This is a genomic window from Streptomyces sp. NPDC056480 (genome assembly GCF_042795405.1).
GTDB lineage: Bacteria > Actinomycetota > Actinomycetes > Streptomycetales > Streptomycetaceae > Streptomyces.
The window spans coordinates 34,378-47,398 of sequence record NZ_JBHTSA010000039.1; the positions used below are offsets into that span (position 1 = coordinate 34,378).

General features: G+C 73.2%; 15 protein-coding genes. 10 read left to right on the forward strand and 5 right to left on the reverse strand.

The window, feature by feature from the left end:
* Positions 1 to 2: 2 nt before the first annotated feature.
* The 3 genes from ACFQ79_RS19145 to ACFQ79_RS19155 form a co-directional block, all read right to left on the reverse strand.
* Positions 3 to 923 carry an aminoglycoside phosphotransferase family protein gene (locus ACFQ79_RS19145; RefSeq protein WP_383584894.1) on the reverse strand — a complete coding sequence of 307 codons (921 nt, stop codon included), beginning with the start codon at positions 921 to 923 and terminating at the stop codon, positions 3 to 5.
* Positions 924 to 1,119: 196 nt separating this feature from the next.
* Entirely contained in the window at positions 1,120 to 1,818 is a 699-nt protein-coding gene (locus tag ACFQ79_RS19150; RefSeq protein ID WP_383584895.1) for a copper homeostasis protein CutC, read from the reverse strand.
* A gap of 52 nt (positions 1,819 to 1,870) precedes the next feature.
* Complete coding sequence (locus ACFQ79_RS19155; RefSeq protein WP_383584898.1) at positions 1,871 to 2,875, reverse strand: hypothetical protein; 1,005 nt, start codon at positions 2,873 to 2,875, stop codon at positions 1,871 to 1,873.
* A gap of 188 nt (positions 2,876 to 3,063) precedes the next feature.
* Here ACFQ79_RS19155 and ACFQ79_RS19160 point away from each other — a divergent pair, with 188 nt between their 5' ends.
* From ACFQ79_RS19160 to ACFQ79_RS19170, 3 genes are all read left to right on the forward strand, one after another.
* Entirely contained in the window at positions 3,064 to 3,348 is a 285-nt protein-coding gene (locus tag ACFQ79_RS19160) for a heavy-metal-associated domain-containing protein (protein ID WP_383584900.1), read from the forward strand.
* Positions 3,349 to 3,569: 221 nt separating this feature from the next.
* Complete coding sequence (locus ACFQ79_RS19165; protein WP_383584902.1) at positions 3,570 to 5,837, forward strand: heavy metal translocating P-type ATPase; 2,268 nt, start codon at positions 3,570 to 3,572, stop codon at positions 5,835 to 5,837.
* A 36-nt stretch (positions 5,838 to 5,873) separates the two neighbouring features.
* Positions 5,874 to 6,155 (forward strand): metal-sensitive transcriptional regulator, encoded by a 282-nt coding sequence (locus tag ACFQ79_RS19170; RefSeq protein ID WP_015035316.1) that lies wholly within the window; start codon positions 5,874 to 5,876, stop codon positions 6,153 to 6,155.
* Positions 6,156 to 6,178: 23 nt separating this feature from the next.
* On the opposite strand, the gene ACFQ79_RS19175 is transcribed toward ACFQ79_RS19170, so the two are convergent.
* Complete coding sequence (locus ACFQ79_RS19175) at positions 6,179 to 6,346, reverse strand: hypothetical protein (protein WP_383584904.1); 168 nt, start codon at positions 6,344 to 6,346, stop codon at positions 6,179 to 6,181.
* Between the two features lie 83 nt (positions 6,347 to 6,429).
* On the opposite strand from ACFQ79_RS19175, the gene ACFQ79_RS19180 reads away from it, so the two are divergent.
* The 7 genes from ACFQ79_RS19180 to ACFQ79_RS19210 all read left to right on the forward strand — a co-directional run bounded on the left by ACFQ79_RS19180 (position 6,430) and on the right by ACFQ79_RS19210 (position 12,332).
* Positions 6,430 to 6,822: a BlaI/MecI/CopY family transcriptional regulator gene (locus ACFQ79_RS19180; protein ID WP_055598815.1), complete on the forward strand. Its 393-nt coding sequence runs from the start codon at positions 6,430 to 6,432 to the stop codon at positions 6,820 to 6,822.
* Entirely contained in the window at positions 6,819 to 7,736 is a 918-nt protein-coding gene (locus ACFQ79_RS19185; protein WP_383584906.1) for a M56 family metallopeptidase, read from the forward strand. The genes ACFQ79_RS19180 and ACFQ79_RS19185 overlap by 4 nt, the downstream gene beginning before the upstream one ends.
* A gap of 160 nt (positions 7,737 to 7,896) precedes the next feature.
* Positions 7,897 to 8,376 (forward strand): GNAT family N-acetyltransferase, encoded by a 480-nt coding sequence (locus ACFQ79_RS19190; RefSeq protein ID WP_383584908.1) that lies wholly within the window; start codon positions 7,897 to 7,899, stop codon positions 8,374 to 8,376.
* Positions 8,377 to 8,579: 203 nt separating this feature from the next.
* Entirely contained in the window at positions 8,580 to 9,440 is an 861-nt protein-coding gene (locus ACFQ79_RS19195; protein ID WP_383584910.1) for an SAM-dependent methyltransferase, read from the forward strand.
* Positions 9,441 to 9,545: 105 nt separating this feature from the next.
* Positions 9,546 to 9,986, forward strand: a complete 441-nt coding sequence (locus tag ACFQ79_RS19200; protein ID WP_383584912.1) for a Fur family transcriptional regulator — start codon at positions 9,546 to 9,548, stop codon at positions 9,984 to 9,986.
* A 141-nt stretch (positions 9,987 to 10,127) separates the two neighbouring features.
* Positions 10,128 to 11,153: a LuxR C-terminal-related transcriptional regulator gene (locus ACFQ79_RS19205; RefSeq protein WP_383584914.1), complete on the forward strand. Its 1,026-nt coding sequence runs from the start codon at positions 10,128 to 10,130 to the stop codon at positions 11,151 to 11,153.
* Between the two features lie 126 nt (positions 11,154 to 11,279).
* The gene (locus ACFQ79_RS19210; protein ID WP_383584916.1) at positions 11,280 to 12,332 is read left to right on the forward strand and encodes a LuxR C-terminal-related transcriptional regulator; all 1,053 of its coding nucleotides are present in this window, start codon (positions 11,280 to 11,282) and stop codon (positions 12,330 to 12,332) included.
* A gap of 120 nt (positions 12,333 to 12,452) precedes the next feature.
* Here ACFQ79_RS19210 and ACFQ79_RS19215 read toward each other — a convergent pair whose 3' ends face one another.
* The gene (locus tag ACFQ79_RS19215) at positions 12,453 to 12,656 is read right to left on the reverse strand and encodes a hypothetical protein (protein ID WP_383584918.1); all 204 of its coding nucleotides are present in this window, start codon (positions 12,654 to 12,656) and stop codon (positions 12,453 to 12,455) included.
* Positions 12,657 to 13,021: the final 365 nt, after the last annotated feature.

Here is a 13,021-nt window from a genome sequence, read left to right on the forward strand (position 1 = left end):
CGCTAGGGGGTGACCGGCGCCGCGTACTCCGCGAGTGCCTCGGTGCGGGTGCGGCGGGCGACCGCCGCGAGCACCGGGTTCGTCTCCCGGTAGTAGTGCTCGGTCACCAGGCCCCAGGCCAGGGCCCAGCCGCGCCCCCGCGCCCAGGTCGCGTCGTCGACGCGGGCCGCCTCGCGGAAGAGCGGGCGGGTGTCGGCGGTGAACAGGGTCCAGGCGGGCATCGTGTCGCAGGCCGGGTCGCCCGTGCCGACGCCGCCGAAGTCGATGACGGCGCTGAGGCGTCCCTCGCGGCCGAGCAGGTTGCCCGGCAGCAGGTCGCCGTGGACCCAGACGGGCGGGCCGTCCCACTGCGGGAGCCGCAGGACGGCCTCCCAGGAGGCCGTGGCGAGGTCCGCGTCGATCAGGCCCTCGGCACCGAAGTCGCGGATCACGCGCGGCAGGTGGCCTTCCTCCCAGCTGGTGACGTGGCCGCCCCGGAAGGACGTGGGCCCGTCGCTCGCGTCGACCGCGCGCAGGGCGGCGCCGAAGCGGCCCAGTGCGACCGCCGCGTGGGCGAGGTCGGTGAGCGGGACGTCGTAGGTGTCGTCGCCGTCGAGCCAGCGGTAGACCGACCAGGGCCACGGGAACTCGGCGCTCGCCCCGGCCCGCCCCACCGGGACCGGGACGTCCAGGGGCAGGTGCGGGGCGAGCAGGGGCAGCCAGCGCTGTTCCTTCTCGACGTGGCGCGCGGCGTACGGGACACGGGGCAGCCGTACGACGAGGTCGTCCCCGAGCCGGAACATGACGTTGTCCGTGCCGGCCGAGGCGACCCGCCGTACCGGAAGGCCCGCCCACTCGGGGAACCTCCCGGCGACGAGCCGCGCGACGAGCCCGGTGTCGACGGCGGGCGGGTCGTCGGGGTGCGTGGGGGTGGTGGCTGCCATGCGGGGAGGCTAACGAGCGTGCGCAGCCTCGGGCCAGGCAATTTCGCGCCCTGCCCCGAGTCCCGCCCCACGCCCTGCCCGAGTCCCGCCCCGAGCCCCACCCCGAGTCCCGCCCCGGTCCCGCTTCCGGATCCCGGGCGGCCGCCCCCGAGTCCCGCTTCCGGATCCCGGGTGGCCGTACCCGCCGCCGGAACCCCTACGCGTCCAGCGCCTCGCGCCACGTCCGTACCGCGTCCGCCGAGACCGGGGCGGCCCAGCCCCGGGGGCGGGCCGCGCCGCCGATGTGGAAGGCGTCGAGGCCCGCCGCGCGCAGTTCGGGGAGGTGGTCGAGGCGGAGGCCGCCGCCGACGAGGATCTGGGCCTCGTAGCCGGGCTCGCCCGCACGGGCGGCCTCGGCCTTGAGGGTGGCCAGGCCGTCGTCGACTCCGGTGGCGGCGCCTGCCGTCAGATAGGTGTCGAGGCCGGGCAGGTCGGCGAGCCGCTTGCGCAGTCCGTCGCGGTCGGCGGTGCGGTCGATCGCCCGGTGGAAGGTCCAGCGGCAGCCGTCGAGGACGGCGATGAGGTGCTCGACGGCCACGAGGTCGGGCTCGCCGTCGGGGGTGAGGAAGCCGAGGACGAACTCGTCGGCGCCCGCCTCGCGCAGGTCCAGGGCCCGGGCGACCAGGGCGTCGACGCCCTCGGGGCCGCCGGCCGCGAAGCCGTCGGTGAGGCGGAGCATCACGCGCAGCGGGATGTCGACGGCGGCGCGGACGGCGGCGAAGCCGGCCCGGGACGGGGTGAGTCCGTCCGCCGCCATGTCGGTGACGAGTTCGAGCCTGTCGGCTCCACCGGTCTGGGCAGCGACCGCGTCTTCCTCGTCGAGGGCGATCACCTCAAGGACTGCACGGTTGCTCATCGAGCCCATTCCTCCATGAATGCGTCTCTACAGGTCTAGTCCAATGACCAGCCTAGCCGTGCGCGTGGTCTCCCGCATCGTGCGTGGCCCCACCGGTCGCGGGCGCGGGCGCCTTGCCGCCCGGCTCGGACCCGGCCCCGGTCGCGCCCGCCGTCACCGTGAAGGCCGCCGTCCGCACCTTGCCCTCGTGCTGGAAGTCGAGGAAGAGGCGGTACGTGCCCGCGCTGGGCGCCGTGGCCGTGAAGGAGACGTCGGGACCCGGGCCGCCCTCGTTCGGGTGCACGTGGAGGTAGGCGAGGTCGCCGTCGCGCAGGGCGACGAGGTGTCCGTACGCCCCGAGGTACGGCTCCAGGTCGGTGACCGGCCTCCCGGCCCTGGTGACGGTGAGCCGGAGCTCGCCGGCCTTGCCGGGGTTCAGGGTGCCGCCGAGGCGGACCTGGTAGCCGTCGACGGTGGAGGTCGGGGCGACGGCGGGCAGCGGCTTCGGCGTGTACGCCCCCGGTACGGAGAGGTCGACGCCGAGCGTGATGCCCCGGGCGCCGGGCGCGGCGGGCTTGAAGTCGGCGAAGGCCTTGTAGCCGCCGGCCCGGGGCAGGTCGGCGAGCACCGACCAGGTGCCGTCGGCCGCCTTCACGGGGTGCAGGTGACGGAAGGTGTTGAGGTCGCGCGAGGCGACGATGAAGTGCAGCTCCTTGCCGTGCTCGGTGGTGAACGCGGTGACCTTCCGGCCGGCCGCGTCCTTGACGGAGAACTTCAGGGTGCTCCTGCCCGCGGCGGGGACGGGGGTCTCCATGGCCAGGGTGTAGCCGCCCTCGGAGACCTGGAGGCCGCCGGGGGCGTCCGCGGCGGCGGGGGCGTCCGCGGGGGCGGTCCCCTCGTGCCCGGCGTGACCGTCCGCCGCCGCGCTCTTCGACGGGGCGGGCGCGGCCGCGTGCTCCCCGTGCCCCGCCTTCTCCGGCTCCTCGACGGGGCCGACGCCCGTGCCCACCCCGTACGCGGCGCCGAAGGTCGCGGCGAGTGCGGCGGCATAGGCAGTGATCTTCACTCCGGTGTTCATGGCTGCTCTCCCGTACGTGGGTGGTGGCGGCGTCGGTAGCCGTTCGATGCACTTCACCATACCCCTGGGGGGTATCAAGTCAAGCCGGGGAACTGCTTGCGCCGAATACGGGAGGGGGGTATACATGGAATCGAAGCCGATACCCCCCGAGGGTATCCCGCCCCACCGGAACCGACCGAGGAGAAGCCATGGGCTCCTGCTGCACCCCCGACAACAGCTGCTCGACCACCACGGAGGCCACCGCCGTCGCGGTCGCCGACAGCACCACCACGGTCTACGCCGTCTCCGGCATGACCTGCGGCCACTGCAGGACCGCGATCACCAAGTCCGTCAGCGCGCTCGACGGCGTCATCTCCGTCGACGTCGACGTGGCCGGCGGCCTCGTCACCGTCACCACCGGCGGCGAGCCCGACGACGCCGCGATCACCGCGGCGGTCGACGACGCGGGCTACGAGCTCACCGGCCGCGCCTGACCGACAGCCCCCTCGGCCGCCGCACTCGAGACCCGCCGCCCGCGTGCCGGCGCCTCCGCCCCGGGGCCGGCGAGTGAGCCGAAGGGGCGCGCCGGGGGAACGGACCCGAGCGCGCGGAGCCTCCCGAGGAACGAGGGAGGCGAGCACGGTCGGGTCCGTGAGCCCGGCTCCAGCGCCCCGGAGGCGAACCGAGCCCCAAAAAAAGAGGAGCAGGAACAGTCATGACAACGACGACACCGGGCAGCGCCCAGGTCGAGCTCGCCATCGGCGGCATGACCTGCGCCTCGTGTGCGGCCCGCATCGAGAAGAAGCTGAACCGGATGGACGGGGTCGAGGCCACCGTCAACTACGCCACCGAGAAGGCGAAGGTCACCTTCGACGCCGACATCGACGTCGCCGACCTCATCGCCACCGTCGAGGCCACCGGCTACACCGCGGCCGAGCCCGCGCCCCCGCGGTCCGAGGCCCCCGGCGCTCCCGACGGCCCCTCCGACGAGGAGAAGGCCGACGAGGAGCTGCGGCCCCTCAAGCAGCGGCTGATCACCGCCGTCGCCCTCGCCGTGCCCGTCATCGCCATGGCGATGGTCCCCGCGCTCCAGATCGAGTACTGGCAGTGGCTGAGCCTGACGCTCGCCGCACCGGTCGTCGTCTACGCCGCCTGGCCGTTCCACCGCGCCGCCTGGACGAACGCCAGGCACGGCGCCGCCACCATGGACACGCTGATCTCGGTCGGCACGATCGCCGCCTTCCTGTGGTCCCTGTGGGCGCTGTTCTTCGGGACCGCCGGCACGCCGGGGATGACCCACCCGTTCGAGTTCACGATCGCCCGCACCGACGGCGCCGGGAACATCTACCTGGAGGCCGCCGCCGGCGTCACCGCCTTCATCCTCGCCGGCCGGTACTTCGAGGCCCGCTCGAAGCGCAAGGCGGGCGCCGCGCTCAAGGCGCTGATGCAGCTGGGCGCGAAGGAGGTCACGGTCCTGCGCGGGGGCCGCGAGGTCACCGTGCCCACCGCCGAACTCCAGGTCGGCGACCGCTTCCTGGTCCGCCCCGGCGAGAAGATCGCCACCGACGGCACCGTCGTCGAGGGCTCGTCCGCCGTCGACGCCTCGATGCTGACCGGAGAGTCCGTCCCGGTCGAGGTCTCCGTCGGCGACTCCGTCACCGGCGCCACCCTGAACGCCGGCGGCCGCCTCGTCGTCGAGGCCACCCGCGTCGGCGCCGACACCCAGCTCGCCCGGATGGCCAAGCTCGTCGAGGACGCGCAGAACGGCAAGGCCGCCGCCCAGCGCCTCGCCGACCGGATCTCGGCCGTCTTCGTCCCGATCGTCATCGCGCTCGCCCTCGGCACCCTCGGCTTCTGGCTGGGCACGGGACAGGGACTGACCGCGGCCTTCACCGCCGCCGTCGCCGTCCTGATCATCGCCTGCCCCTGCGCCCTCGGCCTGGCCACCCCGACCGCCCTCATGGTCGGCACCGGCCGCGGCGCGCAGCTCGGCATCCTCATCAAGGGCCCCGAGGTCCTGGAGACCACCCGCAAGGTCGACACGATCGTCCTCGACAAGACCGGCACCGTCACCACCGGCCGGATGACCCTCATCAGGGTCCACACCGCCGAGGGCGTCGACGAGAAGGACGTCCTGCGGCTCGCGGGCGCCCTGGAGCACTCCTCCGAGCACCCGATCGCCCAGGCCGTCGCCACCGGCGCCGCCGCCAAGGTGGGCACCCTGCCCACCCCCGAGGACTTCGCCAACATCCCGGGACTCGGCGTCCAGGGCGTCGTGGACGGGCACGCCGTCCTCGTCGGCCGCGAGAAGCTCCTCGACGAATGGGCCATGGCGCTGCCCGCGGACCTCAAGTCCGCGAAGGACACCGCCGAGAAGGCCGGCAAGACCGCGATCGCGGTGGCCTGGGACGGCGAGGCCCGCGCGGTCCTCGAGGTCGCCGACGCGGTGAAGGAGACCAGCGCCGAGGCCATCAGGCGGCTCCGTGGACTCGGGCTCACCCCGATCCTGCTCACCGGTGACAACAAGGCGGTCGCCGAGGCCGTCGCCGCCGAGGTCGGCATCGACGAGGTCATCGCCGAGGTCATGCCGCAGGACAAGGTCGACGTCGTCAAGAAGCTCCAGGCGGAGGGCCGTTCGGTCGCCATGGTCGGCGACGGCGTCAACGACGCGGCCGCGCTCGCCCAGGCCGACCTCGGCCTGGCGATGGGAACGGGCACGGACGCCGCCATCGAGGCCGGCGACCTGACCCTCGTACGGGGGGATCTGCGGGCCGCGGCCGACGCGATCCGGCTCTCCCGCAAGACGCTCGGCACGATCCGCTCGAACCTCTTCTGGGCCTTCGCCTACAACGTGGCGGCCCTGCCGCTCGCCGCCGCCGGACTGCTCAACCCGATGATCGCGGGCGCGGCCATGGCCTTCTCCTCGGTCTTCGTGGTCGGCAACAGCCTGCGCCTGCGGGGCTTCCAGGCCGCCGACAAGTGATCTGACGCCGACTAGCGATGTGACGGGGAGACTGCCGTGGCCGGGTACGGACAGCACAAGGAAGACATCATCAGACGCCTGCGCCGGATCGAGGGACAGGTCAGGGGGGTGCAGCGGATGGTCGACGAGGACGTCTACTGCATCGACGTCCTCACCCAGGTCTCCGCGATCAACGCGGCCCTCCAGTCCTGCGCGGTGGCCCTGCTCGACGAGCACCTGAGCTGCTGCGTCACGGAGGCCATCGCACAGGGCGGGGACCAGGCGAAGGTGAAGGTGGGCGAGGCGTCGAAGGCGATCGCCCGGCTGATCCGGACGTGACCTGACGGACTGGGCAGGCGGTGTCAACCGCCCTTGCGTGAGGGACAGTCGGCGGACAGCGTGAGACTCAGCCGGAGACAGAGGCCGAGCAGCTGCCGGAGGAGCACCAGCTCCACCGTTCCGGGGGGACCGGAGCCGCAGACCGTCACGCAGGGGCGGTTCCGCGTAGGGATCTTCAGGAGGGTCGACATCCTGCCAGCGTACCCCTGGGGGGTATACCTGAGCGAGGGGACCGGCCCGTACGATGAGCCGCCCGTAGGGGGAGGGGATGCACGTGCGCCGGCTGGGAGAGCTGGAGGCCGAGATCATGGACCGACTGTGGGCCTGGCAGCGGCCCGCCACGGTCCGCGAGATCGTCGACGACATCAACCGCGGCCGGCGGGTCGCCTACACGACCGTCATGACCGTCGCGGACATCCTGCACCGCAAGGGCTGGCTCCGCCGCGAGAAGGCCGGCCGGGCCTGGCTGTACGAGCCCGTCCGCAGCCGCGAGGAGTACACCGCGGGCCTGATGCGGGACGCCCTCGGTGACAGCCAGGACCGCCCCGCCGCCCTCCTCCGGTTCGTCGAGGTCATCTCGGACGAGGACATGGACGCCCTCGACGCGGCCCTCCGCGCCGCCCGCGGGGACCACGACCCGCACCTCGGCGGCGGGAGCGGCGCGTGAACGTGAACCATCACGTCCTCGTCCCGCTCGGCCTCGTCGTCCTCACCGGTTTCCTCGTCCCCTGGCTGCTCGTCCGGGCGCGCTGGGCCCAGCAGGCGCCCCGGCTCGCGCTCGGCGTGTGGGCCGCGTGCGGCGCCGCCTTCGCCGCCGCGACCGCCCTGCTGCCGGCCCAGCTGGTCCTGTCGAGCGCCAGCAGCCACCGCCTCGCGGACATGATGTTCGCGTTCGAACCGCCGACGGTCGAGCAGCTCCTGGGCCTCGACGGGCGTCAGCGGTTCGCCTTCGCGCTCTCCCTCGCGGTGCTCTCGATGCCCGCCGCCGCGTTCGTCCGCCGGCTGGTCAGGGCCCGCCGGGTGCGGGTGCGGCACGCGGGGGTGCTGCGGCTCGTCGGACGGTACGACCCCGCGCTGCGGGCCACCGTCCTCGACGACGAACGCCCCGCCGTGTACTGCCTGCCGGGCCGCTCGCGCCGGGTCGTCGTCTCCTCCGGCGCGGTGGAAGCCCTCACCCCCGCGCAGCTCGCGGCGGCGCTCGCGCACGAGCGGGCCCACATCGCCGGGCGGCACCATCTCCTCGTCGCCGCCGCGGAGGCCTTCGCCGCCGTGTTCTCGCGCCTTCCGCTCGCCAGGCACGGGGAGGGCTCCGTACCGCTGCTGCTCGAAATGGCCGCGGACGACCGGGCGTTGCGCCGGTGCACGCGGGACGCGCTGGCCACGGCCCTGTACGCACTCGCGTCGGGGCGGGCGCCGCGGTCCGCGTTCGCGGCGGGCGGCCCTTCGGCGGCGCTGCGGATGCGGCGCATCCTCACCCCGCACAGCGCCGGACATCCCGTCCTGCGCGGCCTGATGACCATCGCGGCCGCGGGTCTCGCGATGACGCCCTTGATCGTCGCCTGCTGTTCCTTCCCCGGTTAATCGACTCGCTTCCGTACGTCCGATCAGTACGCCCGACCTGCCGAACCGCGCTATTTACTAAGCGAATTCGTAGATTTCGCATCGGTCACGAACAACTGAATTCCCCGCTATTGTGGGTATGTTGGGGCTCGGGCTCGGCACGTCGAAGGGTACAAAACCGATGCAGCTGGCTGGCGTTCGGACGGCCGCGGCCGGCGATGCGACGACGATATCCAGGCTGCTCGCCGACGTCATTCGGAGCAGCTACGCGGGAATCCTGGACGAAATCCCGATGCGGCGACTGATCTCCGCACAATGCGCACTCCCCCGCATACGCGCGGAAATTGAAATTCCCGGGGGCGCGCCCGGCTGGCTCGGCTGGCTGGTCGCGACCGATACGGAGGGCGCGGTCGTCGGTGTCGCCGCGGGCGGCGTCCCGGTGCCGGGCGAGGGCGAGGTGTACGCCCTCGCGGTGGCGTCCGGCTCCCGCCGCCGGGGTGTGGGTACGGCCCTGCTGGCGGCGGCCACGGACCGGATGCGGAACTTCGGGGCACGGGACCAGCGGGTGGAACTCCCCGCGGAGGCGGACCCGGCGCTGCCCTTCTACACCCACGTGGGCTTCGCCGCCCTCTCCGCGCGGCGGTGGAGCAGAACGCTGTAGCGACGGCCGCACTCCCGGGCGTGGCAGATCCACGCCATCGCGTGTTCACGCAGCCCGATCCGGTGGATCGGGGTTCCTCCCCCAGGTCAGGATGGGTCCAGCGACGCGGGCCCCGGCGGCACGGGTACCTCGTCCGGACGGCATGGACCGAGCGAGCCCCTGGAGGAGCGATGCACACACCGAGCGGCACTTCCCTGCCCGTCGTGCCCGCAGCGTTCGCTCCGGTCCTGCCGTCCCGATACGGCCGGGAGCCGGAACCCGCCCCCGGCGCCGGGGTCCGGGTCACCTCGGACACCCTGCCCGGACTCGAATCCGTCTCCCCCGCCGACGAGAACTCCGTCTGGCTGCACGACGCCCTGCTCGGCCCGCACAGCGCGGACATCATCCGGTACCTCAGCCTCGCCCGCTCCACCGGCGGACCCGTTCTGGACCTCGGCTCCGGCGCCGGGCGGCTCGCCGTCCCGTTCGCCCGGCACGGCTTCGCCGTGGAAGCCGTGGACCGGGACGCCTCGGCCCTCGAGCGCCTCGACGGCTGGGCCCGCCGGATCGGTCCGCAGGTGGCCGGGCTCGTCGCCACCCACCGGACGGACCTCGCGGAGCTGCGGCTCGACGGCAGCTACCGGCTCGCGCTGCTCGCGGGCGCCATGGTCACCGCCGTGCCCCCGGCACGGCGGCCCGCGCTGCTGCGGGAGGTGGCGTCCCATCTGCAGACGGGCGGGGCGCTCGCCCTCGACTACACGGCGCACCAGCTGCCGGGGCTCATCGCGGAACCGCGGCGGACCTGGGCGTTCCAGGTGCCCCGCTTCGACGGCATCGACGAGTGGGTGGTGGCCCGGCAGGTCTTCGACCTGCCGTCGATGAGCGAGCGGATCACGTACTACGCGGCGAGGACCGGGAAGCTGTCCACCGAGCGGGTCGTGCTGACCACCGACAAGTGGATCGTCGACCCCGAGCGGCTCGCGGCGGAACTGCACTCGGCGGGCCTGCACATCGAGGGCCGCCGGCGGCACCGGATCGACGAGCGGACCGAGTCCGTCCTGCTGGTGTGCCGGACGGACGACTGAACGGACCGGCGGACGGACGAAGAGCCCTGACTGGGTTGACGAGCAAGAGGTACGATGCCCACAAAAGTTTGAGCCGACCAGATGGCGGGCGGGCGGGCGGAGAAGATGGCAGTCGTGGAAGAGCTGACGGGCCGCGAGGCGGTGATCCAGCGCCTGCGCGACGTCGGGCTGCGGGTCACGGGCCCGCGCCTGGAGGTGCTCACGGTGCTCGCCGCCGGCGGCCATCTCGACGTCGAGGCGATCACCGGCGCCGCCCGCGAGCGGCTCGGCACGCTGACCAGCCAGGCCGTGTACGAGATGCTGCGGCACTTCCAGGAGACGGGCCTGGTCAGCAAGTTCGACCGGCCCGGCCTTCCGGCGGTCTTCGAGATCTCGGGTCCCGCGCACCAGCACGCGCTGTGCACGGTGTGCGGCCGCGTGGAGAACGTCGCGGCGGCCGCGCCCGCGGCGCCCGAGGGCTCTCTTCCGGAGTGGCGCGTGGACGACGCGGAGGTCGTCTTCAAGGGTCTGTGCCCCGACTGCCGGGCGGGCGACCCCGCCGCCTGAGCCGCAGCCGGGCGCACGGCGACGGCAGGTCGGCGGACTCGCGTCGGCGGTCAACTCCGTGCGTGTCGTTCGATTTTGTGGCAGGGTCTAGCGGGGCGATTCAACAGGATCCGCGTGGATCCGAGGGGAGTCTGCTGCGCCGTGTCCAGAAACGCCGCCGTGTCCCGCGCGGGCAGCGAGCAGGCTCTCGCCGTCTACCAGGAGCTCCGCACCCGCCCCGGTACCACCTTCGACCAGGTCGCGGACGGCCTCCAGCTCTCCGCCGAGGAGCGGGAGCGATGTCGCGAGGAACTCGCCTCCTTAGGGCTCACCGCCTCGGACCGTTCCGGCGACCGGACCGTCGTCGACCCCGACGTCGCCCTGCTGCGGCTGCTCCGCCGGGAGCGTGACCGGCTCCAGGAGCGCCTCGCCGCGACCAGCCGCGCGCACACCGCCCTCGAATCCCTCGCCGGACCGTTCCTGCGCGCCGGGGCCACGCCCCGCTCCGAGGTCGAGGTCGAGATCGTCACCGACCCGCAGCGGGTGCTGCGCGAGCTGACCGAGCTCACCGAGTCCGTCCGTACCGCCGTCCACGTCATGCACACCGGGTCCGTACGCCGCGAGGACATGGCCGCCGAGCTGGACCGGGACCGCTGCCGGGCCGCCCGCGGGGTGCGGGTCCGCGCCATGTACAGCCGGCGGGTCGGCACCGTGCCCGAGATGACCCAGCACCTGGCCGACCGGGCCGCGCTCGGCGTCGAACTGCGGCTCTCCCCCGTCGTCCCGATGAACATGGTCCTCGCCGACGAGAACTTCGCCCTGCTGCCGACGGACCCGCACGACCCGGACTCGCCCACCATCCTGGCCCGCGGCCCCGGCCTCGTCCGCTCCTACCTCGCCCTGTACGAGTACTGCTGGCAGGCGGCCTCCCGGTACGGCGAGGAGCCCGGCGGGAGCGGCGGTGACGGCGACGGACTGTCCGACCAGCAGCGGGCCGCGCTGCACATGCTGGCCTCGGGCATCAAGGACGAGCAGATCGCGCGGAGTCTCGGGGTGTCGCTCCGGACCGTCAGCCGGCTGCTCTCGGAGGTCATGCAGGAACTGGGCGCGGCGAGCCGCTTCGAGGCCGGGGTGAAGGCGGCGCGGCTCGGCCTGCTCGACGGCGAGGGCTCCGAACAGGGGGCCTAGTACGAGGAGTTCCGGTGCGCGACGGTAGGTGCAGGTACGGGTACGGGCATAGCAGGACGGACTCCCGCCGAGCCGTATGACAAGGTGAGGGCGGGGCGACTCGGAGGATGAGGGGGTCACTTCGCCATGGTCACTGCGGGCGACGGCATCGGGGACGGCACGACCGAGGTCCTGCTTGCCGTGTACCAGGAGCTGCGCCGTCGGGGCGTCTCGGACTTCGAGGAGGTCCGCAGGGAACTCGGGCTCGCGCCGGAGGAGTACGAGCGATGTCGTGGCGAACTCCTCACCCTGGGCCTGATCGTTCCGACGGGCCAGGCGCACGCCACCGTCGCGGCCGTGCGGGACGGCAGCTGGCGGTCCGAGACGGACACGGTGGCGGCGATCGATCCGGAGATCGCGCTGCTCCGGCTCCTGGAGCGGGAGCGTGAGCGGCTGCGGGAGCACCTGGCGGAGGCGGACGAGGCGTACAGCACGCTGGAGATCCTCGCGGGTTCCTATCTGCGGGCCGAGGCGCTGACGAAGGCGGAGGCGCACGTCGAGGCGCTGACCGACTACCGCAGGATCCAGCAGGCCATCGAGGACATCACCGATGTGATGCAGGAGAGTTCGGCGGCGCTGCACCCGGGGACGCCGGGGCGGCAGAACCCGGACAGGATGCTCGACCGTGACCGGCGGCAGATCGCCAACGGGGTGCGGGTGCGGGCCATCTACGGCCGGCAGGAGGCCACGGACCCGCAGATGGAGAAGTTCCTGGGGCAGCGGGCGGAGCTGGGCGTGGAGATCCGTCTGGCCCCCGTCGTCCCGATGAACCTGATCATCGCCGACCAGCAGTTCGCCCTGGTGCCGATCCGGCCCGAGGAGCCGGGCGAGGGCGCGATCCTGGCGCGGGGCAGTGCGCTCGTGCGGCCGTATCTGAGCCTGTACGAGCACTGCTGGCACACGGCGACGCCGTACGGGAACGAGGCGACGGCGGAGGCGGGGGGCGACGGCCTCTCGGAGCAGCAGCGGGCGGCGCTGCACATGCTCGCCTCGGGGATGAAGGACGAGCGGATCGCGCGCACGCTCGGGGTGTCGCTGCGGACGGTGAGCCGGATGATCTCGGAGCTGATGCAGGAGCTGGGCGCGACGAGCCGTTTCGAGGCGGGGGCGCGTGCGGTGCGGCTCGGCTGGCTGGACTGACCTTCTCGACAGGGGAATTGGCGGGGGGTCGCGGGAATTGCCGGGGCCCCGCAATCGTGGCAGCGATTGCGGGGCCCGGCGGCGCGAGAATTCGTCCGGCGAAATGCGCGGGGGGTGGCGTCAGTTGGTCGGGGTCGGCTTCGGCGGAACGACCGGCCAGCCGTTGTCCTCGGCGACGCCGGCGACGGTCTGCGGGGTGACCGGGTGGTCGATGTCGGAGCCGACGGCGAAGGTGGCGCCGCCCGCGACGGCGGTACAGGCGGCCACCGCGACCAGGAGCTGACGGACGGTCTTGCGGATTCCGGTGTTCTGCGCAACGGACATGATTCCTCCAGGACTTGGAATGTGAATTCCGCCTTCCGGGGGCCCGTGCCGCCGGGCGTTCCCTGAAGACATCTCCATTCTGTCCCGGCCCTCGAATCGAATCCATAGCCCGCCTCTGCGTGGACTCGCCATGGCGTGGATGCGTCAATCCGCCGTCCTCACAACGGAATTGACGCATCCGGAGCTCTCCATATCTTTGGTCGAACCAAAAGAGATGCTAGACTTGTGCTACGGCCTTCTCGTTCCTCCAGGAGAGAGAGGCCGTCGGGGCAGGGGCGTGGCCCCCCCCCCGCCCCCCCCCCCCCCCCCCCCCCCGGGCACCCCCCCCGCCCCCCCCCCCCCCCCCCCCCCCCGGCACCACCCCC